Source organism: Blattabacterium cuenoti, assembly GCF_014252095.1.
Classification (GTDB): Bacteria; Bacteroidota; Bacteroidia; order Flavobacteriales; family Blattabacteriaceae; genus Blattabacterium; species Blattabacterium cuenoti_F.
Genome location: NZ_CP059210.1, coordinates 445,907 through 470,024, shown reverse-complemented (window position 1 = coordinate 470,024; position 24,118 = coordinate 445,907). Strand labels below are relative to the sequence as shown.

Genomic DNA, 24,118 nt, shown 5'->3' with positions numbered 1-24,118 from the left:
ATGAGTGATTTGGAAAGAAAATGGTATGTATTAAAAACCATTAGTGGTCAAGAAAATAAGGTAAAGTCCTATATTGAGAATGAAATTAGAGATAATGGATTTCAAGAATATATTGGGAAGGTTTTAGTTCCCATTGAAAAAGTTATTCAAATGAGAAAAGGGAAAAAAATTCATAGGGAAAAAGTGCACTATCCAGGATATGTTATGATAGAAGTCTCTCTTGAGGGAGAAGCGGTCCATGCTATCAAAAATGTTCCTGGTGTGATAAATTTTTTAAGTGAAGGAAAAGGGGGTTCTGCTATTCCTATGAGAAAAGAAGAGGTTAATAAAATGTTGGGAAAGATAGATCAATTATCAGAAGAAAATTTTAGTATCCCTTTTGTAGTTGGAGAAACGATAAAAGTAATAGACGGTCCTTTTAATGGTTTTAATGGAACCATTGAGAAAATTCATGAAGAAAAAAGAAAACTGGAATTAGCAGTTTTGATTTTTGGAAGAAAAACCCCCTTAGAATTGAATTTTACACAAGTAGAGAAAATTTAGAATAGAATAATGGTTAGTCAAAAAAAAATAGTAAAAAAAATAAAAATACAAAAGATTAATGGAGGAAATGCTAATCCAGCACCTCCTATTGGTCCTATTTTAGGGAGTTCAGGAGTGAATATCATGGAATTTTGTAAACAATATAATTCTAGAACTCAAAAATGGAAGGGGAAGATATGTCCAGTGATTATTACTGTATATGAGGATAAATCTTTTTCTTTTCTAATTAAACAACCTCCTGTATCTATTCAGTTAATCAATCTGATAAAAGCAGAAAAAGGATCCAGAGAACCAAATCGTTCTAAAATTGGAAAAATTAGTTTGGATCAAATTAGAATGATTGCAAAAAATAAAATGGAAGATATGAATTGTTTTTCCATAGATTCTGCTATATCTATGATCTCCGGAACTGCACGTTCTATGGGAATAGAAGTCGATAAATAAATATTCATGTCAAAGAAGTTAACTAAAAATAGAAAAAAAATTCTGGAAAAAATTGATAAGAATAAGAAATATTCTCTAGAGGAAGCATCAATTCTTCTTAAAGAAATATCTTTTGTTCGATTTAACGCTTCAGTGGATATTTCTGTTCATCTGAATATAGATACACGTCTTCCAAATCAAATAGTACGGGGTACAGTTCGATTACCACATGGAACAGGAAGAAATGTTCGTGTTTTAGCTCTAGTTACCAAACATAAAGAATTGGAAGCTAAAGAAGCCGGGGCCGATTATGTAGGATTGGATTATTTAGAAAAAATAAAATCTGGATGGCGGGATATTGACGTTATTGTAACTATGCCGTCTGTTATGGATCAATTAATTCCTGTAGGAAAAATCTTAGGACCAAGGGGATTAATGCCAAATCCTCAAATGGATACAGTTTCTATGAATCCAGGAAACTCTATTAAGGAAATTAAATCTGGAAAGATTTCTTTTAAAACGGATCGTTATGGAATTATTCATGCTTCTATAGGGAGGGTGTCTTTTAATTCTCAATTAATATCAAATAACGTAAAGGCGTTTATAAATAAAGTTATTCGTAGCAAACCTTCTTCTTCTAAAGGATCTTATATAAAAAGTATTTATTTATCGACTTCTATGAGTGTTAGTGTTTTAGTAGATTCTAAAAGTTTTATAAAAAAATGAGGAAAGAAAAAAAAAGAAAAGAATTATCAAAATTAATTTCTATATTATCGGATAATGATACAATATATTTAATTGATATATCCGATTTAAATTCTAATCAAATTTTTATTCTTAGAAAGAATTTTTATGAATATAATATTCAAATGAAAGTAATCAAAAATACTTTATTGAAAAAAGCTTTAGAAAATATTAAAAATAAAAAATTAGATTCTTTTTTTTCTATTTTAAATGGGAATACTTCTATTTTAGCTTGTAATTCAGATTTAGGGAATATTCCATCAAAAATTATAAAAAATTTTCATGTTTCAGAAAAAACAGAAAAACCTTATTTAAAAGGAGCATATGTAGAAGAGTTTTTTTATTTTGGAAATAAAGATTTAGATATATTAATTAATATTAAATCTAAAAAGGATCTCATGAGAGATATTTTAAAATTGCTTCAATCCCCTATTGAACAGGTTATTTTATCCATAAAAAATGGAGAAAATCAGATTTTTAGAATTCTAAAAACGTTATCTATATCTAAAAAATAAACGTGTTTTCTAACAAAAAAAAATAATAAAATGATAAAAAAACTAGCAGAACAATTGGTTAATTTAACTGTTCAACAAGTTAATGAATTATCTAATCTCTTAAAAAATGAGTATGGAATTGAACCATCTGATACTTTGATTGTTGATTCTTCAAAAAAGAAGAAAGAATCTTCAGAAAAAGAAGAAAAACATATTTTTAACTTAATCTTAAAATCATCAGGAAATTCTAAATTATCTGTGGTAAAATTAGTTAAGGAAATTACTGGAAAAGGGCTTAAAGAATCTAAAGAATTAGTAGATAATGTTCCAAACGTTATTAAAGAATCTATTGATAAAAAAGAAGCAGAAGAATTGAAAAATAAACTTGAAGAAATAGGAGCTGATGTGGAATTGAAATGATAAATAAAGATTTATTTTTTTTTGTAAGTTAAAATTACTGTTAGATTTGGTGAACACAGAAAACGTCTCAGAAAGGATAACTTTTGCCTCAGTGGCAAAACAAGTAGAGTATCCTGATTTTTTGGATATTCAAATAAAATCATTTAAAGAATTTTTTCAATTAGATACAAAACCAGAAAATAGAAAAAATGAAGGTCTTTTTAAAGCTTTTACAGAAAATTTTCCTATTTCTGACGCAAGGAATTCCTTTGTTTTAGAATTTAAAGGATATTCTATCGATACTCCTAGATATTCTATAGAAGAATGTATTGAAAGAGGATTAACTTATAGTGTTCCTTTAAAAGCAAAATTAAAATTATATTGTACAGATCCAGAACATGAGGATTTTGAAACTGTATATCAAGATGTCTATTTAGGAACTTATCCGTACATGACTCCTTCTGGTTCTTTTATATTCAATGGAGCAGAACGGGTGATAGTTTCTCAATTGCATCGTTCTCCTGGCGTATTTTTTGGACAATCTTATCATGCTAATGGAACGAAATTATATTCCGCAAGAATAATTCCTTTTAAAGGTTCTTGGATTGAATTTGCTACGGATATCAATAATGTTATGTATGCGTATATAGATAGGAAGAAAAAATTACCCATGACCACTTTACTTCGTGCTATTGGATATGAAAGAGATAAAGATATATTAGAAATATTTAATTTAGCAGAAGAAGTAAAAATAACAGAAATAGAAGATAAAAAATCTCTTTTATCAAGATCGTTGGCAGCTAGAATATTGAATATTTGGCATGAAGATTTTGTAGATGAAGATACAGGAGAGGTAATTTCTGTAGAAAAAAATGAAGTCTTGATAGATAGAGACGTCACCATTACACAAGAGCATCTGGATTTAATGATTCAACATGAGATAAAAACAATTTTATTGCATAAAAAGGAAGGAAAGAAGAAAGATTATTCTATTATTTATAACACTCTGCAAAAAGATCCTACTAATTCTGAAAAAGAAGCTGTAGAGTATATATATAGACAGCTTAGAAATACAGAACCTCCAGATGAAGAAACGGCTAGAGGCGTCATAGATAAGCTTTTTTTTTCTGATACTAGATATAGTTTAGGGCCTGTGGGCAGGTATCGTTTGAATAAACGTCTGGGATTAAACATTGATCCTGATTCTTTAGTTTTAACTAAAGAAGATATTATTGCTATAGTTGAACATTTAAATGCTTTATTCAATTCTAAAAGAGAAGTGGATGATATAGATCATTTATCTAATAGACGTGTGAGAACTGTAGGTGAACAACTTTATGCACAATTTAGTATTGGTTTGGCTAGAATGTCTAGAACAATAAAAGAACGGATGAATGTTCGGGATAATGAAGTTTTTATGCCGGTAGATCTTATTAATGCAAAAACTTTATCTTCCGTTATAAATACTTTTTTTGGAACTAATCAATTATCTCAATTTATGGATCAGACTAATCCATTATCTGAACTTACTCATAAAAGAAGATTATCAGCTTTAGGTCCTGGAGGATTATCAAGAGAAAGAGCAGGATTTGAGGTTAGAGACGTAAATTATTCTCATTATGGAAGACTCTGTCCTATTGAAACTCCAGAAGGTCCAAATATTGGGTTGATTTCTTCTCTTTCTGTTTTTGCAAAAATTAATAATATGGGATTTTTAGAAACTCCTTATCGATCTATTTATAATGGAAAAGCAGATTTAAAATCTAAGGTTAAATATTTAAGTGCAGAAGAAGAAGAAGGGAAAATTATTGCACAAGCTAATGCTATAGATCAATATGGAAATTTTCATTCTGATAGAATCATAGTTCGTGAAGATGGAGATTTTCCTATAGTCATTCCAAAAAGAGTGGATTATATTGACGTAGCTCCTAATCAAATCGCTTCTATATCTGCTTCTTTAATTCCTTTTTTGGAACATGATGATGCAAATAGAGCACTTATGGGTTCTAATATGATGCGTCAAGCTGTTCCCTTATTAAAACCTGAAGCTCCAATTGTAGGAACTGGATTAGAAAAACAAGTAGCTAGAGATTCTCGGATTTTAATTAATGCAGAAAGTGATGGATTAGTGGAATATCTTGACGCAAGAAGAATAATTATACGTTATGAAAAAACGGAAAAAGAAGCTTTGGTCAGTTTTGAACCTAAAGTGAAAACTTATGATTTGATTAAATTTAGAAAAACTAATCAGAATACATGTATTACTTTGAAACCTATTGTTAAAAAGGGAATGAAAGTAGTAAAAGGACAGATTTTATGTGAAGGATATGCTACTGAAAATGGAGAGTTAGCTTTAGGAAGAAATTTAAGAGCAGCTTTTATTCCATGTAATGGATATAATTTTGAAGATGCCGTTTTAATTTCAGAAAAAGTAGTAAGCGAAGATTGGTTTACTTCTATCCATATAGAGGAGTATTCTTTAGATGTACGTGATACAAAATTAGGAATGGAAGAATTGACAAATGACATTCCAAATGTTAGTGAAGAAGCTACTAAAGATTTAGATGAAAATGGAATTATACGAGTAGGTGCAGAAGTAAAACCTGGTGATATTTTGATTGGAAAAATCACTCCTAAAGGAGAATCTGATCCTACTCCAGAAGAAAAATTATTGAGAGCTATTTTTGGAGATAAAGCCGGAAATGTAAAAGACGCTTCTTTAAGAGCAGGACCTTCTTTATTTGGAGTGGTGATAGACACGAAATTATTCACTCGTAGTATAAAAGATAAAAAATCTAGAGTTCAGGATAAAATACAGTTAGAACGCCTAGAAAAAGAATATGATAAAAAATTTTCTGATTTAAAAAATCATTTTTTTCAAAAATTGCATACCGTTTTACATGGAAAAGTTTCTAAAAAAATTATTCTTAATGAAAAGACACAGAAAATTATAGAAGAAGGAACTAAATTCACGGAAAAATTACTTCATAAAATATATGATTATATAGGAATTATTCCGGAAAATTGGACTACTGATGTAGAAACTAATAATCTTCTATCGGAAATACTACATAATTATCAAATTTCTTTGAATGATTTAAATAGTATGTTAAAACACAAAAAGTTTTCCATTACTGTTGGAGATGAATTGCCTTCTGGAATTATTAAAATGGCTAAAGTTTATATTGCAAAAAAAAGAAAATTGAAAATTGGAGATAAAATGGCTGGTAGACATGGAAATAAAGGAGTTGTTGCCCGGATTCTTCGCGAAGAAGATATGCCGTTTTTAGAAGACGGAAATCCGGTAGACATAGTTTTAAATCCATTAGGAGTTCCCTCTAGAATGAATATTGGGCAAATCTACGAGACAGTGTTAGGTTGGGCAGGTTATAAGTTAAATGTTAAATTTTCAACTCCTATATTTGATGGAGCTACTATAGAGAAAATATCTGAATTTACAGATAAAGCTAATATTCCTCGTTTTGGAACTACTTATTTATTTGATGGAGGGACAGGAGAGAGATTTGATCAACCAGCAACAGTAGGGGTAATATACATGTTAAAACTAGGTCATATGGTAGATGATAAAATGCATGCTCGTTCTATAGGTCCGTATTCTCTTATCACTCAACAACCTTTAGGAGGAAAGGCTCAATTTGGAGGCCAGCGTTTTGGAGAAATGGAAGTTTGGGCTTTAGAAGCTTTTGGAGCTTCTAATATTTTGCGTGAAATATTAACTGTTAAATCTGATGATGTAGCAGGAAGAGCTAAAACTTATGAAGCCATAGTAAAAGGAGATCCGATGCCAGAACCCAATAATCCAGAATCTTTTAATGTATTATGTTATGAGTTAAAAGGACTTGGACTGGATATTAATTTAGAAGAATAAAAATTTTCAGTTTCATATATTTTATGAAAGAATGAGTAGAAAAAAAAATAACAAATTTAATAAGATTATTATTCGATTAGCTTCTCCAGAAGCTATATTGAAAGAATCTCATGGAGAGGTTTTAAAACCGGAAACAATCAATTATAGAACTCATAAACCAGAAAGAGATGGTCTTTTTTGTGAGAGAATTTTTGGTCCAGTCAAGGATTATGAGTGTGCTTGTGGAAAATATAAACGAATCCGTTATAAAGGAATTGTTTGTGATAGATGTGGAGTAGAAGTAACCGAGAAAAAGGTACGAAGAGAACGTCTGGGGCATATTAATTTGGTAGTTCCCGTGGTTCATATTTGGTGTTTTCGTTCTTCACCTAATAAAATAGGATACTTGTTAGGATGGCCATCTAAAAAACTTGATATGATTATTTATTATGAAAGATATGTGATCATTCAGGGAGGTGTGGCTACTCGTTCAGATGGAACCTTGTTTCAAAAAGGAGATTTTCTTACAGAGGAGGAATATTTATATATTTTAAATAAACTCCCAAAAGAAAATTTTTATTTAGAAGATACGGATCCTAAAAAATTTATAGCTAAGATGGGGGCTGAGTGTATAGAAGATCTTTTGAATCGTTTAGATTTAGATAGATTATCTTTTGATTTGAGAAATCAAGCTCATAATGAAACCTCTAAACAAAGACGTATAGAAGCTTTAAAACGTTTACAAGTAGTAGAATCTTTTAGAGAGGGGAAAAAAAATGGAGGAAATGTTTCTTGGATGATTATTCATATTTTAGCTGTTATTCCTCCTGAATTACGTCCTCTTGTTCCTCTAGACGGAGGTCGTTATGCGGCTTCTGATATGACGGATTTATATCGTCGTGTTCTTATTAGAAATAATCGTTTAAAAAGGCTTATAGAAATTAAAGCTCCTGAAGTTATTTTACGAAATGAGAAAAGGATGCTTCAAGAAGCTGTAGATTCTCTTTTTGACAATTCCAGAAAACTATCTGCAGTAAAATCTGAAGCTAATCGTCCTTTAAAATCCTTATCGGATTCTTTAAAAGGAAAACAAGGTCGTTTTAGACAAAATCTTCTTGGAAAGAGAGTCGATTATTCTGCTCGTTCAGTTATTGTAGTAGGACCTCATTTAAAGTTACAGGAGTGTGGACTTCCTAAAGATATGGCCGCTGAACTTTATAAACCATTTGTTATAAGAAAGTTAATTGAAAGAGGTATTGTAAAAACTGTAAAATCTGCTAAAAGAATTATAGACAAAAGAGATCCCATGATTTGGGATATTTTGGAGAATGTATTAAAAGGACATCCTGTTTTGTTGAACAGAGCACCAACTTTACATAGATTAGGGATTCAAGCTTTTCAGCCTAAATTAATAGAGGGAAAAGCAATTCAATTACATCCTTTAGTTTGTGCTGCTTTTAATGCAGATTTTGATGGGGATCAAATGGCCGTTCATCTTCCTTTATCTTCTGGAGCTATTTTAGAAGCTCAACTTCTTATGTTGGCTTCTCAGAACATTTTAAATCCTGCTAATGGTTCTCCTATCACCGTTCCATCTCAAGATATGGTATTAGGTTTATATTACATGACAAAACCTTTAGTTTCCAAAAAAGTAAAAGGAGAAGGACTTATTTTTTATTCTCCGGAAGAGGTAGAAATAGCATATAATCAAAATGTGGTGGAATTACATGCTTTAATCAAAGTGAAAGTGAGTGTTCGAAAGAAAGAAACTTTGTTGGATAAATTGATAGAAACTACTGTAGGAAGAGTTTTATTTAACCAAGTTGTTCCTAAACAAGTAGGATTTATTAATGAATCCCTTACAAAAAAATCTTTAAGGGAAATTATTGGAAAAATTTTGCACTTAACAGATGTTCCTACCACGGCAAAATTCTTAGATGACATTAAAGAATTAGGGTTTTATAATGCTTTCAAAGGAGGTCTTTCTTTTGGGTTAGGAGATATAATTATTCCAAGTGATAAAAAAAACATGGTAAATTATGCTATAAAACAAGTAGACAATGTAAAAATGAATTATAATATGGGGTTAATAACAAATAATGAACGTTATAATCAAGTTATTGATATATGGACAAATACAAATGCTATGTTAACAGAAAAAGTAATGAAGCATATGCGTGAAGATAGACATGGTTTTAATCCCGTATATATGATGTTAGACTCTGGAGCAAGAGGATCCAAGGAACAGATTCGCCAGCTTTCTGGAATGCGGGGATTAATGGCTAAACCTCAAAAAGCAGGATCTTCTGGTGGAGAAATCATTGAGAATCCTATTTTATCTAATTTTAGAGAAGGACTTTCTATTTTGGAATATTTTATATCTACTCATGGAGCTCGCAAGGGATTAGCTGATACGGCATTGAAAACGGCAGATGCAGGATATTTGACAAGACGTTTAGTAGATGCAGCTCAAGATGTAATTATAAAAATGAAAGATTGTAATACGTTACGTGGTTTAGAAATATCAGCATTGAAAAAAAACGAAGAAGTAGTTGAAACTTTATTTGATAGAATTTTGGGCCGTGTATCTTTAAACGATCTTTTTCATCCAAAAGACAATGAATTAATAGTTTGTTCTGGAGAAATAATTGATGAACGAATTGCAGGATTAATTGAAAAATCTGGAATAGAGTTTGTTGAAGTCCGATCTCCTCTGACTTGTGAAGCTAAAATGGGGATTTGTTCTAAATGTTATGGGCGTAATCTATCTACAGGAAAAATAGTTCAAAAGGGGGAAGCAGTAGGAGTTATCGCAGCGCAATCCATTGGAGAACCAGGAACCCAATTAACTTTACGTACTTTTCATGTTGGGGGAACAGCTGGAAATATAACAGAATCTTCACAGATACGAGCAAAATCTGATGGAATTATAGAATTTGAGGATTTAAAAATTGTTCAAACTGAAAATGATTTTGGAGAAAAAGTTGGAGTTGTGGTTTCTCGTTCTACAGAAATGAAACTATTTAATAAGAACAAGTCATCCATTTTAATGATTAATAATATTCCTTATGGAGCTACTTTATATGTTAAACATCAGGATGAGTTAAAAGAAGGAGATAAAATTTGCCAGTGGGATCTTTATAATGCAGTTATTGTTGCAGAGTATGCTGGAAAAATCTCTTATCAACATTTAGAACAGGGGATGACTTTTCAAGTAGAAATAGATGAACAAACTGGATTTCAAGAAAAGGTTATTACAGAAATAAGAAATAAAAATTTAATACCTACATTAAAAATTTTGGATGAAAATGATAAAGAATTGAAGGTTTATAATTTACCAGTAGGTGCTCATTTAATGGTAGAAGATCAAGAAAAAATAAAAGTAGGAAAAATTTTAGTTAAAGTTCCCAGGAGATCCGCTAAGTCTTCTGGAGATATTACAGGAGGATTACCTCGTTTATCTGAATTATTTGAGGCTCGTAATCCTTCTAATCCAGCTGTAGTATCAGAAATGGATGGAATAGTCAGTCATGGAAAAATAAAAAGAGGAAATAGAGAAATTATAGTAGAATCTAAAACGGGAGAAATTAGAAAATATTTAGTAAAACTTTCTAATCAAATTCTAGTTCAAGAGAATGATTATGTAAAAGCAGGAATGCCTTTATCCGATGGAGCAGTTACTCCGAATGATATTTTAAATATAAGGGGTCCAAGAGCTGTTCAAGAATATTTGGTAAAAGAAATACAAGAAGTATATCGTTTACAAGGTGTTAAAATTAACGATAAACACTTTGAAGTGATTGTTTTGCAAATGATGCGTAAAGTGGAAGTGATTGAAGTAGGAGATACCAAATTTTTAGAAGGAAATATTGAATATAAGGATGATTTCATAGAAGAAAATGATAGAATATTTCAACTGAAAATAGTTGAATCTCCTGGAGATTCTCAAAATTTTAAATCTGGAGATTTGATTAGTTATAGAGATTTGAGGAATGAAAATGCTGTTTTAAAATATAAAAATAAGAAATTGATGAAAACTAGAAATGCTATACCAGCTACTGCAAGACCTATATTACAAGGGATAACCAAAGCCGCTTTGCAGACTAAATCTTTCATATCTGCAGCGTCTTTTCAAGAAACTACTAAAGTTCTAAGTGAAGCAGCTATAAGCAGTAAAACTGATCATTTGTATGGATTAAAGGAAAATGTAATTGTAGGACATAAAATACCTGCAGGAACTGGATTAAGAGAATATGAAAATACGGATGTAGAAATTTTTTAATTACTTGTTATTTATTTTTTTCCATTGATCTTTAAGAAAAGCTGTTTTATGGAAAATGACTTCTTCTTTATTATTATTTAGATCGACATCTGCATAGAAATACCCAATTCTTTGGAATTGAAAGCGATCTCCTTTTTTAGCTTTTTGTAAGGACGGTTCTGCATAGGCAACAATCTTTTCCATAGATTTTAAATTTATGTGTTCTTTAAAATTTTCTTTTTCTGGATTTTTGATTGAAAAAAGTTGGTGATATAGATATATTTTTATAGGAATAGAATGTTTTATAGAAACCCAGTGTATAGTAGTTTTTACTCTTTTTTTATTTTCATTTTTGTTTCTTTTTCTAGATTGACTTTTTGGATCATAAGTACAATGTATTTCTTTTATTTTTCCATTAGAATTTTTGACTACAAAATTTGCTTTAATGATATAAGCATTTTTAAGTCTTACTTCATCTCCAATTGAAAGTCTAAAAAACTTTTTTACTTTTTTTTCTAGAAAATCATTTTCCTCAATATATAAAAATTTTGAAAAAGGGATTTTTCTACATCCATATTTTTGATTTTCTGGATTATTATCTGCTTCTAGCCATTCAGTAGAATTTATAGAATAATTATCAATGACTAATTTTATTGGTTTTAATACCACCATAACTCTAGGTGAAATTTTATTCAAATGCTCTCTAATTCTAAATTCTAAAAGAGAGGTATCAATAAGATTTTTTCTTTTTGTGATTCCTATTTTTTGAATAAAATTTTTTATAGCTAAAGATGTGTATCCTCTACGACGCAATCCAGATATTGTTAAAATACGTGGATCATCCCATGAGGAAATCACATTTTTTTCAATCAAGTATTGTATTTTTCTTTTACTAGTTATGGTATGACTTAAATTTAGCCTTGAAAATTCTATTTGTTTTGGCCTGATTTTATTATTATTTTTTTCAAAAATTTGATCTAGATACCAATTATATAATGGACGTCTATTTTCAAATTCTAAAGAACATAAAGAATGAGATATTTGTTCAATATAATCACATTGACCATGGGTCCAATCATAAGTAGGATAAATACACCATTCATTTTTAGTACGAGGATGTTTTTTTTTCAAAATTCTATACATGATTGGGTCTCTCATGTTCATATTGGATGATTTCATATTGATCTTAGCTCTGAGGACACATGATTCTTCTTCAAAAATTCCATTTTTCATTTTTTCGAATAAATATAAATTTTCATTTACAGATCTATTACGATAGAAACTGTTTATTCCTTCTTCAAAAGGAGTTTTTCTTTGATTTTTTATGATTTCTTTAGGTTGATCATCTACATAAGCTTTATTCTTTTTAATAAGCTCTACAGCCCATTCATAAAGTTTTTGAAAATAATCCGAAGCATAGCATTCTTGATCCCATTCAAATCCCAAAAATTTGATATCTTTTTTGATAGATTCTATGAATTTTTTTTCTTCTCCAATAGGATTTGTATCATCAAATCTTAAATTGACAGGAGCTTTATACTTTTTTCCTAATTCAAAATTCAAATATATAGCTTTAACATGTCCAATATGAAGAAAGCCATTTGGTTCTGGAGGAAATCGAAATCTAATTTTTTCAATAGGGAAACCTCTTTTTAAATCTCCTTCTATAATTTTTTCGATAAAGTGTAAATATGTTTTTATTATTTCAGAGTGTAATAATGATCCTCGATAAATTTAATGAATTTTTTAAAAAAAATCTAATTTTGTCATATTATTAAATTTCTATATTTAGTGAATTACTCTGAAACTATTCAATGGATTTTTAATCGTCTTCCCATTTATCAAAAAACAGGATTAAAATCCTATAAACCTGGTTTGAAAAGAATGAAATTTTTTTGTTCTTATTTAGGAAATCCACAAAATTTTTTTAAAAGCATTCATGTTGGAGGGACTAACGGAAAGGGATCAACAGTACATATGTTATCTTCTATATTACAAGAAGAAAGATATAACATAGGTTTATTCACTTCTCCTCATTTAATAGACTTTAGAGAGAGAATCAGTTGTAATGGTCTTTTAATAGAAAAAGATTTTATTATTAATTTTATTGAAGAAAATAAGAAAATTATTGAAAAAGAAAAAATGTCATTTTTTGAAATGAATACAGCTTTAGCATTTCAATATTTTAAGAAAAAGAAAGTTCATCTAGCTATTATTGAAGTAGGATTGGGAGGACGTTTAGATTCCACTAATATTATAAATCCTGAAATTTCCATTATTACTAATATTAGTGAAGATCATACAGAATTATTAGGAAATGATAGATCCAAAATAGCTTTGGAAAAAGCAGGAATTATAAAGAGAAACACATCGGTCATAATTGGAAGCGGGATTTCTCAAGAAATCAAATTTGTTTTTTTTAAAGAAGCTTTAAAAAAAAATGCTCCAATATATTTCTCAAATTATGTAAAAGATTATTCCAAATATCAAATTCCTTTTGAAGCAGATTATCAAAATTTGAATAGAATCATAGTTTTAAAAACTATAGACATTTTACAAAAAAGAAAAAATATATTAGTTTCTAATGAATCTATAAAAAGCGGATTAAAAAAAGTTATTGAAAATACTAATTTGAAAGGACGTTGGCATATCTTAAAACGAGATAATCCAAAAATCATTTGTGATATAGCTCATAATGAAGAAGGGATTCTAATGATCAATCAACAATTGAAAAAAGAATCATATGAAAATTTACATTTAGTATTAGGTTTTGTAAGGGAAAAAAAAGTAGAAAAATTATTAAAATATTTTCCTATTGAAGCATTTTATTACTTTTGTCAACCTAATATAGAAAGAAAATTTTCAATAGAAAATTTAAAAATTTTGGTCAAAAAAATGTTTAAAAATAATAGAAAAATGTTTTTTTACCCTTCTGTAAAGAAAGCTTTTTTATCAGCAAAATTTCAAGCTAAAAAAAAAGATCTAATTTTAATAAGTGGGAGTACTTTTACTGTATCTGAAGTTTTATTAAGTTTATAAATTTTTCTTTACATTTGAAGATCTTTTTAGGGCAATTAGCTCAGCATGGTTTAGAGCACCTGTTTTACAAGCAGGGGGGCACTGGTTCAAATCCAGTATTGCCCATTTTTACTTTGTTCAAAATAAAATACAATATTTTTTCTTCATCTTTTGGATGAAACCATGTAATAGAAGGATCTTTTCGATACCAAGTCAATTGTTTTTTTGCATATTTTCTGGTATTTTTTTTTATTTCTTCTATTGTTTCATGGAGAGATTTTTTTTTTTAGATAAAAAATCATAAATTTCTTTATACCCTATGGTATCTAAGCTATTTAAATATCTGTAAGAATAATGTCTACTAGCTTCTTCTAATAAACCCATTTGAATCATTTTTTCTACTCTATTATTTATTCGGATATAAATTTCTTCTCTTGGTAAAGTTAATCCAATTTTTAAAGTGGAAAAAAATCTTAAATTTTTTTTCTGAAAAAAGAAAGAAGGATTTTTTCCTGTAGATCTAACTATTTCTAGATATCTTATCAAACGTCTTGGATTATTCATATCTATATTGGTAGGAATTGGGGATAATTTTTGAATTTCTTTTTGAAGAAAAAAAATTCCTTCTTTTTTAAAATGATAGATTAGATTATTTCTAATATTCAAATCAATATTTGGAATATCCGATAAACCTTCTGTGATCGATTTTTCATATAATCCAGACCCTCCTACCATAATTAAAATAGAATATTTTTTAAATAATTGTTTCATTTTTTTTAATGAATCTTTCTCAAAACGTTTAGCATTATAAGATTGATGAATAGTTAAATGTCCTATAAAATGATGTGGGACAGATTGGAGTTCTTTTATAGTAGGCCTATAAGATCCTATTTTTAATTCTTTATAAAATTGTCTAGAATCACAAGATAAAATTTCAGTTTTTAATCTCTTTGCTAAAAAAAGGGACATAGACGTTTTTCCAACACCAGTTGGACCTAAAATAAAAATTAGAAAATAAGGTTTCAATTCCTTATTGAAGAATATTTAGATAATTTTCTATACATCCAATAATCAGCTAAAACTAATGCCGTCATAGATTCTACAATAGGAATAGCACGAGGAAGTACACAAGGATCATGTCTTCCCTTTCCTTCCATAAGAACCAAATTTCCTTTTTTATCTATAGTTTTTTGTTTTTGCATTATTGTAGCTACAGGTTTAAATGCTATCCTAAAGTAAATATCCATTCCATTTGATATCCCGCCTAAAATACCTCCTGAAAAATTTGTTTTAGTGCTTCCATCACTATTAAATAAATCATTATGTTTAGATCCAGTCAATTCAGATCCAAAAAATCCACTACCATATTCAAAGCCTTTGACAGCATTAATAGAAAGCATAGCTTTTGCCAATTCAGCATGTAATTTATTAAAAACAGGTTCTCCAATTCCTACTGGAACATTGTTTATAACACAGGTTATAGTCCCACCTATGGTATCTCCTTTTTTCTGAATTTTACGGATTAGAGATATCATTTTTTCTGCAGCATATGGATCAGGACACCTGATAGAGTTTTCTTCTATTTTTGATAAGTCCAAATCTTGATAAGGTTTTTTTATAGATATGTTTCCCACGGAAGAAACATAAGATGTAATTTTTATGTCTTTTATTAATTGTTTAGCAATGGAACCAGCTACTACTCTACATATTGTTTCACGTGCAGAAGAACGCCCGCCTCCTCTATAATCTCTTATTCCATATTTTTTTTCATAGGTGAAATCTGAATGAGAAGGACGATATATATTTTGAATATGTCTATAATCTTCTGATTGATGATCCTTATTGAAGATAATAAATCCAATAGGAGTTCCTGTAGTTTTATTATCCAAAATTCCAGAAAGAAAATTTACTTTATCCGGTTCATTTCTTTGAGTAACAATAGAGGATTGACCTGGTTTTCTTCTATTTAATTCATTTTGAATTTCTTCAAAATTCAATTCGATTCCAGCGGGACATCCATCAATAATACCTCCTAAAGCATTTCCATGGCTTTCTCCGAAAGTAGTCACTCTAAATAAATTCCCAAAAATATTACCAGCCATAAATTTTAATTTTTTATTTCTATAGAAAGAGGTCTTCCAAAGTGATGGATTTTACTCATACCTATTAATATTTTTTTTTGATAACGTTTTTCTACTTCAAATAAAGAAAAGTTGGATAATATTTCTATATTTCCAATATTAACACGTGAATTACGAACGGATTGATTGATTAAATGAATCAGGCCTAATTTTGTTAGATTATCTTTATATCCTATATTGAGAAAAAGTTTTGAAAAAGATTCTTTTTTTACTTTTTTTAAGCTTTTGAAAAGGAATTTTTTTTTTGAAGAATAATTTTTTTTGTACGAAGAAATAGAATTGTTTAGATTTTTAGAGTTTTTGTAATAGGAAAAAAAACGATTAAATTCTATCCAAGAGAAACGTTTGATTAATTCTTTTCGATCAAATAATTCCAATCTTTTTTGGATTTCTGGAAGAAATGTTTTCATAGATTGTTCATCTACTACTACTTTTTTTATTTTTTCTATAAAATGAAAGAGTTTTTTTTCACAGACTTCTTCTCCAGAAGGAATCATGATTCTCTCAAAACTTTTTCCTATTTTTTTTTCAAATTCTCGTAGATTTTTAGTTTCTCTAGAATGAATAATGCAAACAGAAACTCCAGTATTTCCTGCCCTTCCTGTCCGACCACTTCTATGTACATAGATTTCACTTTCATCTGGAATATTGTAGTTAATGACATGAGTCACATCATTTACATCTATCCCACGAGATGCTATATCTGTTGCCACAAGAAATTGTAAAATTCGATTTCTAAACCTGTTCATGACGGATTCCCGTTGTGATTGTGAGAGATCTCCATAAAGTGCATCAGCATTATAACCATCTTTTATTAAAGATTCAGCTATTTCTCTAGTTTCTTTTCTAGTTTTGCAAAATATAATTCCATAAATATCTGGATTGATATCTACAATACGTTTTAAAGCAAGATATTTGTTTTGATTACTCACTATGTAATAGATATGCCTCACATCGTCAGATGCGAAATTTCGTTTTCCTGTAATAATTTCTATAGGATCTATTAAATAATCATGTGCGATTCCATTCATATATTTAGACATCGTAGCAGAAAATAGTAGACTTTGTCTTTTTTTCGGTAGTTTTTTTATAATAGAATCTAATTCTTCTTTAAAACCCATATTTAACATTTCGTCCGCTTCGTCAAGGACTAAATATTTTATATCGGATAAATGTAGTTTTTTTCTTTCAATTAAATCAATAATTCTACCTGGAGTTCCGATAATAATGTGAGTTTTTTTTTGTAAAGATAATATTTGATTCTCAATACTAACGCCTCCATACAAAGGGATAATTTTGATTAATGAAACATATTTAGAAAAACGGAAAAGATCACGTGTGATTTGTATACAAAGTTCTCTTGTAGGACATAAAATTAATGCTTGAGGGAAACGGAATTCTAAATTTATTTTTTGTATGATAGGCAAACCAAAAGCAGCTGTTTTTCCAGTTCCAGTTTGCGCCAATGCTATTAGATCTTTTTCTGATTTTAATAAATAGGGAATAACTTTTTTTTGTATAGGTGTAGGAGTTTTTATTCCTAGATCTTCTAAAGCTCGAATAATTTTATCATTTAAAAAATTATATTCTTTGAATGTTTTCATAAAAAAATGAAATTAATTAAGAACACTTAATTAAGATTTCAACATTAATACATAATTATACATACTCTGACAAATATAGATATTTAATCTTTAATGAAGATTCAATTATTATTCATTTTTATGAGTCTATTAGTTATAATTTCATATCTTATCATCAGTAGTATAGCAGAAATAGTGAGTCCTGTTCCTAATCCAATCCAAACTCCGCCACCACCCATTTTAAAATATATAGAAAGAATCCATGCTATGGGTAATGCAATAATCCAATAAGAAAAAAAACTTATCCACATAGGAATTTTGACATCTTGTATTCCTCTCAATGCACCGAGAAGTATTCCTTGTAATCCATCAAATAATTGAAAAACGCTAGCAATGATAATCATTTTTTTTGCTATACGAAAAACTTCATGGTCGTTTTTTACATATACATATGGAATGTGATTTCTAAATAAAATAAAGAAAAAACTACATATGAACATAAATATCATTCCCATAAATATAACAGACCATCCTATTTTTCTTAATTCAGAATAATTTTTTAATGCTAATTGATTTCCTATTCTTACTGTTGCTGTTACAGAAAATCCTGTATTTAAAAGAAAAGTAGAAGAAACAAGGCTAATTACTATTTGATGTGCAGCTAATTCTTTAATTCCACATTTTCCAGTGATAAAAGAAGATATAGAAAAAGTACTCATTTCAAATAACATGTGTAGTCCAGAAGGAATTCCTATTTTCAAGATTTTTTCAAAATATTCTTTCTTAAAAAGAAAATGAAAATAGTTGTAGTAAATACGGACTTTTTTATACTTATATAATAGAAGATAAAGACCTATGAGCATAGTTATACGAGAAATAAGAGTAGCATAAGCTATTCCCTTTACTCCTAAATTTGGAAAACCATAAAATCCGTTGATAAACAAATAATTTAATATTATATTGATAAAAGCAGAAATCCAAGTAATAATTAGGCTAGGAAAAACTAAAGATAATCCTTCTGAGAACTTTCTAAAAACTTCGAAGACCATCCATGGAATAAAAGATAAAGCTATAATTCTTAAAAAAGATATGGTATCACTTAAAATTTCTTTAGGTTGTCCTAAATATGGAATAACATAGAAAAAAATATGTATAAACACATACATAAGAATTGACAAAAAGAAATTAAGAATTAAACCATGATAAAAAACCATGGCTCCTTTTTTATATTCTTTTTTAGCATCCAAAGATGCTATCAAAGAAGAAATAGAGGTGGAAATTCCAAGTCCAAATATGATAATAATAAAAAAAACGGCATTAGCTAAAGAAACTGAGGCCAAAGCTTTTTTTCCTAAAAAACCTACCATTACATTATCAGAAAAACCAACAAATATGACTCCTAATTGAGTAAAAGAAATAGGAATAACTAATAAAAAATTTTTTTTAATATGTTGTAAATATGTTATTTTCTATATTATTATGGTTGAGGTAAGGAAATACAAAAGATATTTCTATATTTTTTTTAGGAAGGGGAGTTTTACTATTTGAATAGGAATATTTTTGTTTCTGATTGAAACAAAAATAAAATTTTTATCTAAATCACAATTATTTTTTGTTAGATATCCTAATCCTATTCCTTTTTTTAATACTGGAGAATATACTCCAGAAGTTACTATTCCAATTGTGGAATTTTTTGCATTTTTTAATACATATCCTGATCTAGGTATTTTTCCTTTTTTTTCTACAAGAAAAGATATAAACTTGTTATAGTTTCCTTCTTTTTTTTGTTTCCACAATATTTCTCTTCCTATAAATTTTTTATTAAACTTTGTAATCCAAGATAATCCAGCTTCTATAGGGGTTATTTTTTCAGATAATTCTTGACCATATAAACGATATCCCATTTCCAATCTTAAAGAATTTCTACTGGCTATACCACAAGGTCTTATTTGAAAAGATTCTCCTATTTTCAAAATTTCATTCCAAATATTTTCTGCATGTTTATTACGGATAAAAATTTCCACTCCTTTAGATCCAGTATATCCTGTACGAGATATCAAAACATCATCTATTTCTGAAAACTTTCCTATTTCAAAATAATAAAAAGGAATTTTAGATAAAGAAATATTCGTTAATTTTTGAATAGAAGATAAAGATTTTGGTCCTTGAATAGCTAAAAGAGAATATTCTTGAGATAAATCTATAAATGTTAAATCTTGGTGATTTAAATGATCATTTATCCATTTTTTATTTTTATCAATATTAGCCGCATTAACTATAAGTAAAAATTTTTCTTCTGAAATTTTGTAAATAACTAAATCATCTATAATTCCCCCTAATTGATTAATGAAACAAGAGTATTGAGCTTGTCCGGTCTTTATATTAGACAGATCGTTAGTGGTGAAATATTGTAGAAACTTATGAGAATTTTTTCCTTTTAAAATGAATTTTCCCATATGACTTACGTCAAAAATTCCAACATTTGTTCTTACCGTCATATGTTCTATTAATGAAGACACATATTGAAGCGGCATATAAAAACCCGAATAAGAAATCATTTTTGCTCCTAATTTTATGTGATTCTTATAAAGAACTGTTTTTTTTACATTATGATCCATCATATTCTACAAAATTATTTTTAGTTTCATACAAAGTTATTTTTAAATGTAAGTTAGACGATATTTTTTTTTTTATTCGATTCCACAAGAAAATGACAATATTTTCTGCAGTAGGATTAGTTATAGAAAACTCTTTAATATCGAGATTAATATTTTTGTGATCAAAAAGTTCTTCTATTTCTTCACAAAGAAGATTTTTTAATTTTTGTAAACTGAAAACAAATCCAGTTTCCGAATTTATTTTTCCTGTAAGACTTACTATATATTCATAATTATGTCCATGATAATTTAAATAAGCACATTTTCCAAACACTTCAATATTCTTATGATAATCCCATTTAGAATTGTATAATTTATGTGCTGCACTGAAATATCCTTTTCTACTTATAGTTACTTTCATCTAATTTTTTTTTATAAATCTAAATTAATTTTTTTAGATAATTATTAATAATAATTTTTAACCAAATAGTGTAAGAATTCGGATCAAGTTGAATATCTTTTCTTAATTTTTTTAGAGTAATCCATTTCCAATTATTTACTTCTTTAGAATTAATAACAGGAGAATAAGCGTAATATCCTACAAATACGTGATCTAATTCATTTTCTATTAATCCATTATTTAATAATTCATAATAGGTAAAACAAAATTTTTTTTCTAAAAAACAATCAAATCCCATTTCTTCTATTAAACAACGATGTGCAGCTGTCAAAACAGATTCGTGTTTTTTAGGATGACTACAACAGGTATTTGCCCATAAAAGTGAAGAGTGATATTTTTCTGAAGATCTTTTTTGCAACATTAACAACTTATTTTCATCTTTTTTAGATTTTTCGTTAAAAATAAAAACAGACACCGCACTGTGTAACAAGCCTTTTTTATGAATTTTTTCTTTTTTTTCAAAACCGATAATCTTATTATTTATTCCTAATAAAGGAATAAAATCCTCTTTTTTTTTTTCCATGGTTAATTTTTTAACGGGCAAATGTACGTATTAGTATGGGAATATATTTTTTGAAAACCTTCATTGAAGTTCTTTTTATACATCATTTATATATAGTAATAAAATCTTTTATTACTATTAAATAGAAATTCATCTTTTATTTTTTTATATACATTTGATTCGTTGAAAATGAAAAAAAAAACAAAATTTTATTATGGAGACGTATTATTAAGTAATGACGTTGGGATTTTATTAAAAAAATGGAAAAAAAAAATAAAAAAATATTAGAAGAGTTAAATAGTTTAAGAAAAAATACATTGATGAATACTCTTCAAATAAAATATATCTATTTAGGATTAAATTTTTTAGTGGCAAAAATGCCCGTCAACAAAAAAAAACTACAACCTATAGGTTTTCTTCATGGTGGTGCTACAATAGCTTTAGCTGAAAGTGTTGGAAGTTCTCTGTCTATCATAAATGTAAATAAAAACATTTTTAATGTGTTTAATATTGAAATTTCAGCAAATCACATACAAAAAGTTATGAAAGGTATAGTCTTTGCGAAAGCAAAGATAATTCATAAAGGAAAAACTATTCATTTCATTCAAATTAGTATTTACAATGAAAAAAAGGAAAAGATTAGTTATTGCAAAATGACTAATATAATAATTCCAAAAAAAAAACAATAACTATAAAATGGTAGAAATAAATGTGATCAACTTATATAAAAAAATAATTGAAAATTATTGGAACAATAGAAGTTTTGTACTGTTTAAAAAACCCTATGAAAAAAAAATATATTTTTTTTCTCAAGAAGAGAAATCTAAAAAAGAAAATAACTTTTTCCTCATTGTCAGTTTTGATCAAAACTGTATTATAAAAATTTATACAAAAAAAATTTTTTTTATAAATATAGAAAATCAAAAAAAAATGAATAATTTCATTTTTCCATTGAAAAATAGGGAAACTTCTTTATTAATTTATTCGAAAAAATATAAGAATTTGATTGAAAAATCTATTGAAACTATAAAAAAGAATAGAAATTTAGAAAAAATAGTTGTATCTAGGTGTATTAAAATTCCATTTCAAAATTTTTACTTGAAAAAAACCTTTCAAAAACTTATTTATTCATATCCGAATGCATTTATAACTTTATGGTATGACTTGAATCATGGTTTTTGGATTGGAGCTTCTCCGGAGTTACTAGTTAAATGTCATGATAAAAAGTTAAAAACTGTAGCATTAGCTGGGACTATTTGGGGAAACCATAAATGGACTAAAAAAGAAATCGAAGAACATCATATAGTAATAAAATATTTTCTTAATTTTTTTAAGAAATTTTCTGGAAATCTTTGTATTGAAAAAACTAGAATTTTGAATATAGGGCATCTACACCATTTAGAAACTCCTATTAGTTTTTCTTTTTTGGAGAAAAAGAATTATTTTAAAATATTAAGCGATATGTCGCCTACACCTTCTATATGTGGATTTCCTAAGAATAATTCTTTAGAATATTTACAAAAATATGAAGGATATCAAAGAAATTTTTATGCAGGTTATCTTGGTCCTGTTTATGATGGAGGAAGTAAAATAGAATTATATCTTAATTTGAGATGTGGAAAAATAAAAATGGAAAAAAAAGAAATTATTTTATATGCAGGAAGCGGAATTACAAAGGATAGTGAAACGAATAAAGAATATACAGAAACAGAAAATAAATTCAAAAACATTCTTTCTCAATTTATTTTTGATTAATTTTTTTTCTGTGAAATGGTCTTATAATAAGTCTTACACTTTTATTATAATGAAAATATTGAATAACCCAATTCATTAAAGCGATAACTCTATTTCTAAACCCCACTAAACTAACTAAATGGACAAACATCCAAACAATCCAAGCTAAAAATCCTTTTAATTTAAAGCATGGAAAATCACATACTGCTTTATTTCTTCCAATAGTGGCCATAGTTCCTAAATTTTTGTATCGGAAAGGTTTAATTTGTTTTTTTTCTAGAAAAAAATTAAAATTATCCGCTAAATAATTTCCTTGTTGAATAGCTGGTTGAGCCATCATAGGATGTCCATTTGGATAAGATTTATTTTTAATCATATAAGCGATATCGCCAATAGCAAAAATATTTTTATATCTTAAAGTTTTCAAATAATTATCCACCAAAATTCTTTTTCCTTCCATGTCTTCTTTTAGAAATCCTTTTATCATAGCACCTTTTACTCCTGCTGCCCATATAACGTTAGCAGATTCTATGTTTTTATTTTTATCTATAAAAACAATTTTTCCGTTATAATCTTTAACTAAGCAATCTAACCAAATATTAACTCCTAATTCTTTTAAATTTTTAAAAGCTTGTTTTGCAGAAGTTTCAGACATTCCATCTAATAATCTTGAAGTCGCCTGCAATAAATGAATATTCATACGTTTTATATCCAAATCTGGATAATCATTTGGTAATACGTATTTTTTCATCTCTGCTAGTGCGCCTGCTAATTCTACTCCAGTAGGACCGCCACCAACAATCACAAAAGTCATAAGTCTTTCTCTTTCTTTATAATCTTTAGTAAGTAAAGCAGATTCAAAGTCTTGTAAGATAAGACTTCTTAAATTTAAAGCTTCTGGTATAGATTTCATAGGTAAAGCAAAATGTTCAATATTTTTGTTTCCAAAATAATTGGTAACTGAACCAGTAGCCATAATTAAATAATCATAAAATAAGCATCCAACATTTGTATATATTTTTTGTTTTTCTGTATTGATATAATGAACATGAGCTAATCTAAAAAAGAAATTTTTCGTTTTTTTGATAATCGTTCTAATAGAATGCGCAATAGAATCTGGTTCTAATCCTGCTGTAGCTACCTGATATAATAAAGGCTGAAAAGTGTGGTAATTATTTTTATCTATAAGTACCACTTGAAACTTATCCCTTTTCAATTTTTTTGCAACTTGTAAACCAGCAAATCCTGCACCAATAATAACGACTCTTTTTAGATTATTGACTGTTGGGATATTCATGGTTGTATGTTTGACGTTTATGAATTTATAAATTTATAAAAATTATATTTTCAT

Annotated in this window: 20 protein-coding genes and 1 tRNA gene; 11 read left to right on the top strand and 10 right to left on the bottom strand. The window is 28.0% G+C overall.

The annotated features are described in order from the left end of the window. The 7 genes from nusG to rpoC are packed head-to-tail and all read left to right on the top strand — an operon-like array spanning nt 1 to nt 10,753. Nucleotides 1-543 carry a transcription termination/antitermination protein NusG gene (nusG, locus tag H0H45_RS02310; protein ID WP_185866457.1) on the top strand — a complete coding sequence of 181 codons (543 nt, stop codon included), beginning with the start codon at nt 1-3 and terminating at the stop codon, nt 541-543. Between the two features lie 9 nt (nt 544-552). Continuing rightward, nucleotides 553-987 carry a 50S ribosomal protein L11 gene (rplK, locus tag H0H45_RS02305; protein WP_185866456.1) on the top strand — a complete coding sequence of 145 codons (435 nt, stop codon included), beginning with the start codon at nt 553-555 and terminating at the stop codon, nt 985-987. A 6-nt stretch (nt 988-993) separates the two neighbouring features. Then, on the top strand, nt 994-1,692 hold the full coding sequence (rplA, locus tag H0H45_RS02300) for a 50S ribosomal protein L1 (RefSeq protein ID WP_185866455.1): 699 nt from the start codon (nt 994-996) through the stop codon (nt 1,690-1,692). After that, on the top strand, nt 1,689-2,225 hold the full coding sequence (gene rplJ, locus H0H45_RS02295; protein ID WP_185866454.1) for a 50S ribosomal protein L10: 537 nt from the start codon (nt 1,689-1,691) through the stop codon (nt 2,223-2,225). The genes rplA and rplJ overlap by 4 nt, the downstream gene beginning before the upstream one ends. Before the next feature lie 30 nt (nt 2,226-2,255). Beyond that, nucleotides 2,256-2,624, top strand: coding sequence for a 50S ribosomal protein L7/L12 (gene rplL, locus H0H45_RS02290; protein ID WP_185866453.1), 369 nt, complete (start codon nt 2,256-2,258; stop codon nt 2,622-2,624). 49 nt (nt 2,625-2,673) lie between these two features. After that, nucleotides 2,674-6,492: a DNA-directed RNA polymerase subunit beta gene (gene rpoB / locus H0H45_RS02285; RefSeq protein WP_394366647.1), complete on the top strand. Its 3,819-nt coding sequence runs from the start codon at nt 2,674-2,676 to the stop codon at nt 6,490-6,492. Nucleotides 6,493-6,523: 31 nt separating this feature from the next. Beyond that, nucleotides 6,524-10,753 carry a DNA-directed RNA polymerase subunit beta' gene (gene rpoC, locus H0H45_RS02280; RefSeq protein ID WP_185866452.1) on the top strand — a complete coding sequence of 1,410 codons (4,230 nt, stop codon included), beginning with the start codon at nt 6,524-6,526 and terminating at the stop codon, nt 10,751-10,753. Here the strand turns inward: rpoC and glnS are convergent, their stop codons facing one another. Continuing rightward, a complete protein-coding gene (gene glnS / locus H0H45_RS02275) occupies nt 10,754-12,412 on the bottom strand; it encodes a glutamine--tRNA ligase (protein ID WP_185866876.1) in 1,659 nt (552 codons plus the stop codon). Nucleotides 12,413-12,523: 111 nt separating this feature from the next. On the opposite strand from glnS, the gene H0H45_RS02270 reads away from it, so the two are divergent. Then, nucleotides 12,524-13,771 carry a bifunctional folylpolyglutamate synthase/dihydrofolate synthase gene (locus H0H45_RS02270; protein WP_185866451.1) on the top strand — a complete coding sequence of 416 codons (1,248 nt, stop codon included), beginning with the start codon at nt 12,524-12,526 and terminating at the stop codon, nt 13,769-13,771. Nucleotides 13,772-13,800: 29 nt separating this feature from the next. Further along, nucleotides 13,801-13,876 (top strand) — tRNA-Val (locus H0H45_RS02265). Here H0H45_RS02265 and H0H45_RS03150 read toward each other — a convergent pair. The 8 genes from H0H45_RS03150 to H0H45_RS02230 form a co-directional block, all read right to left on the bottom strand. Continuing rightward, nucleotides 13,836-14,003: a hypothetical protein gene (locus H0H45_RS03150; protein ID WP_262887304.1), complete on the bottom strand. Its 168-nt coding sequence runs from the start codon at nt 14,001-14,003 to the stop codon at nt 13,836-13,838. The two genes, H0H45_RS02265 and H0H45_RS03150, sit on opposite strands and share 41 nt — an antisense overlap. A 5-nt stretch (nt 14,004-14,008) precedes the next feature. Next, nucleotides 14,009-14,719, bottom strand: a complete 711-nt coding sequence (gene miaA, locus H0H45_RS02260) for a tRNA (adenosine(37)-N6)-dimethylallyltransferase MiaA (RefSeq protein WP_262887303.1) — start codon at nt 14,717-14,719, stop codon at nt 14,009-14,011. A gap of 53 nt (nt 14,720-14,772) precedes the next feature. After that, nucleotides 14,773-15,852, bottom strand: a complete 1,080-nt coding sequence (gene aroC / locus H0H45_RS02255) for a chorismate synthase (RefSeq protein ID WP_185866450.1) — start codon at nt 15,850-15,852, stop codon at nt 14,773-14,775. Nucleotides 15,853-15,857: 5 nt separating this feature from the next. Further along, nucleotides 15,858-17,495 (bottom strand): DEAD/DEAH box helicase, encoded by a 1,638-nt coding sequence (locus tag H0H45_RS02250; RefSeq protein WP_185866449.1) that lies wholly within the window; start codon nt 17,493-17,495, stop codon nt 15,858-15,860. A gap of 101 nt (nt 17,496-17,596) precedes the next feature. Beyond that, nucleotides 17,597-18,841: an MATE family efflux transporter gene (locus tag H0H45_RS02245; protein ID WP_238785197.1), complete on the bottom strand. Its 1,245-nt coding sequence runs from the start codon at nt 18,839-18,841 to the stop codon at nt 17,597-17,599. A 144-nt stretch (nt 18,842-18,985) separates the two neighbouring features. Then, nucleotides 18,986-20,092 carry a glycine cleavage system aminomethyltransferase GcvT gene (gene gcvT / locus H0H45_RS02240; protein WP_185866873.1) on the bottom strand — a complete coding sequence of 369 codons (1,107 nt, stop codon included), beginning with the start codon at nt 20,090-20,092 and terminating at the stop codon, nt 18,986-18,988. Further along, nucleotides 20,082-20,492 (bottom strand): 6-pyruvoyl trahydropterin synthase family protein, encoded by a 411-nt coding sequence (locus tag H0H45_RS02235; RefSeq protein WP_185866448.1) that lies wholly within the window; start codon nt 20,490-20,492, stop codon nt 20,082-20,084. Before H0H45_RS02235 ends, gcvT begins: the two co-directional genes overlap by 11 nt. Before the next feature lie 19 nt (nt 20,493-20,511). Beyond that, nucleotides 20,512-21,054, bottom strand: coding sequence for an isopentenyl-diphosphate Delta-isomerase (locus tag H0H45_RS02230; RefSeq protein ID WP_185866447.1), 543 nt, complete (start codon nt 21,052-21,054; stop codon nt 20,512-20,514). Between the two features lie 239 nt (nt 21,055-21,293). Here H0H45_RS02230 and H0H45_RS02225 point away from each other — a divergent pair, with 239 nt between their 5' ends. Both H0H45_RS02225 and H0H45_RS02220 read left to right on the top strand, forming a co-directional pair. Further along, nucleotides 21,294-21,722: a PaaI family thioesterase gene (locus H0H45_RS02225; protein WP_185866446.1), complete on the top strand. Its 429-nt coding sequence runs from the start codon at nt 21,294-21,296 to the stop codon at nt 21,720-21,722. A 7-nt stretch (nt 21,723-21,729) separates the two neighbouring features. Further along, entirely contained in the window at nt 21,730-22,788 is a 1,059-nt protein-coding gene (locus H0H45_RS02220) for a chorismate-binding protein (protein WP_185866445.1), read from the top strand. On the opposite strand, the gene H0H45_RS02215 is transcribed toward H0H45_RS02220, so the two are convergent. Further along, entirely contained in the window at nt 22,775-24,064 is a 1,290-nt protein-coding gene (locus H0H45_RS02215) for an NAD(P)/FAD-dependent oxidoreductase (RefSeq protein ID WP_185866444.1), read from the bottom strand. The two genes, H0H45_RS02220 and H0H45_RS02215, sit on opposite strands and share 14 nt — an antisense overlap. Nucleotides 24,065-24,118 lie beyond the last annotated feature (54 nt).

Coding starts and splice junctions, on each gene's coding strand:
- nusG (WP_185866457.1), top strand. CDS start 1: ATGAGTGATTTGGAAAGAAAATGGTATGTATTAAAAACCATTAGTGGT.
- rplK (WP_185866456.1), top strand. CDS start 553: ATGGTTAGTCAAAAAAAAATAGTAAAAAAAATAAAAATACAAAAGATT.
- rplA (WP_185866455.1), top strand. CDS start 994: ATGTCAAAGAAGTTAACTAAAAATAGAAAAAAAATTCTGGAAAAAATT.
- rplJ (WP_185866454.1), top strand. CDS start 1,689: ATGAGGAAAGAAAAAAAAAGAAAAGAATTATCAAAATTAATTTCTATA.
- rplL (WP_185866453.1), top strand. CDS start 2,256: ATGATAAAAAAACTAGCAGAACAATTGGTTAATTTAACTGTTCAACAA.
- rpoC (WP_185866452.1), top strand. CDS start 6,524: ATGAGTAGAAAAAAAAATAACAAATTTAATAAGATTATTATTCGATTA.
- miaA (WP_262887303.1), bottom strand. CDS start 14,719: ATGTCCCTTTTTTTAGCAAAGAGATTAAAAACTGAAATTTTATCTTGT.
- aroC (WP_185866450.1), bottom strand. CDS start 15,852: ATGGCTGGTAATATTTTTGGGAATTTATTTAGAGTGACTACTTTCGGA.
- H0H45_RS02250 (WP_185866449.1), bottom strand. CDS start 17,495: ATGAAAACATTCAAAGAATATAATTTTTTAAATGATAAAATTATTCGA.
- H0H45_RS02245 (WP_238785197.1), bottom strand. CDS start 18,841: ATGGTAGGTTTTTTAGGAAAAAAAGCTTTGGCCTCAGTTTCTTTAGCT.
- gcvT (WP_185866873.1), bottom strand. CDS start 20,092: ATGGATCATAATGTAAAAAAAACAGTTCTTTATAAGAATCACATAAAA.
- H0H45_RS02235 (WP_185866448.1), bottom strand. CDS start 20,492: ATGAAAGTAACTATAAGTAGAAAAGGATATTTCAGTGCAGCACATAAA.
- H0H45_RS02230 (WP_185866447.1), bottom strand. CDS start 21,054: ATGGAAAAAAAAAAAGAGGATTTTATTCCTTTATTAGGAATAAATAAT.
- H0H45_RS02225 (WP_185866446.1), top strand. CDS start 21,294: ATGGAAAAAAAAAATAAAAAAATATTAGAAGAGTTAAATAGTTTAAGA.
- H0H45_RS02220 (WP_185866445.1), top strand. CDS start 21,730: ATGGTAGAAATAAATGTGATCAACTTATATAAAAAAATAATTGAAAAT.
- H0H45_RS02215 (WP_185866444.1), bottom strand. CDS start 24,064: ATGAATATCCCAACAGTCAATAATCTAAAAAGAGTCGTTATTATTGGT.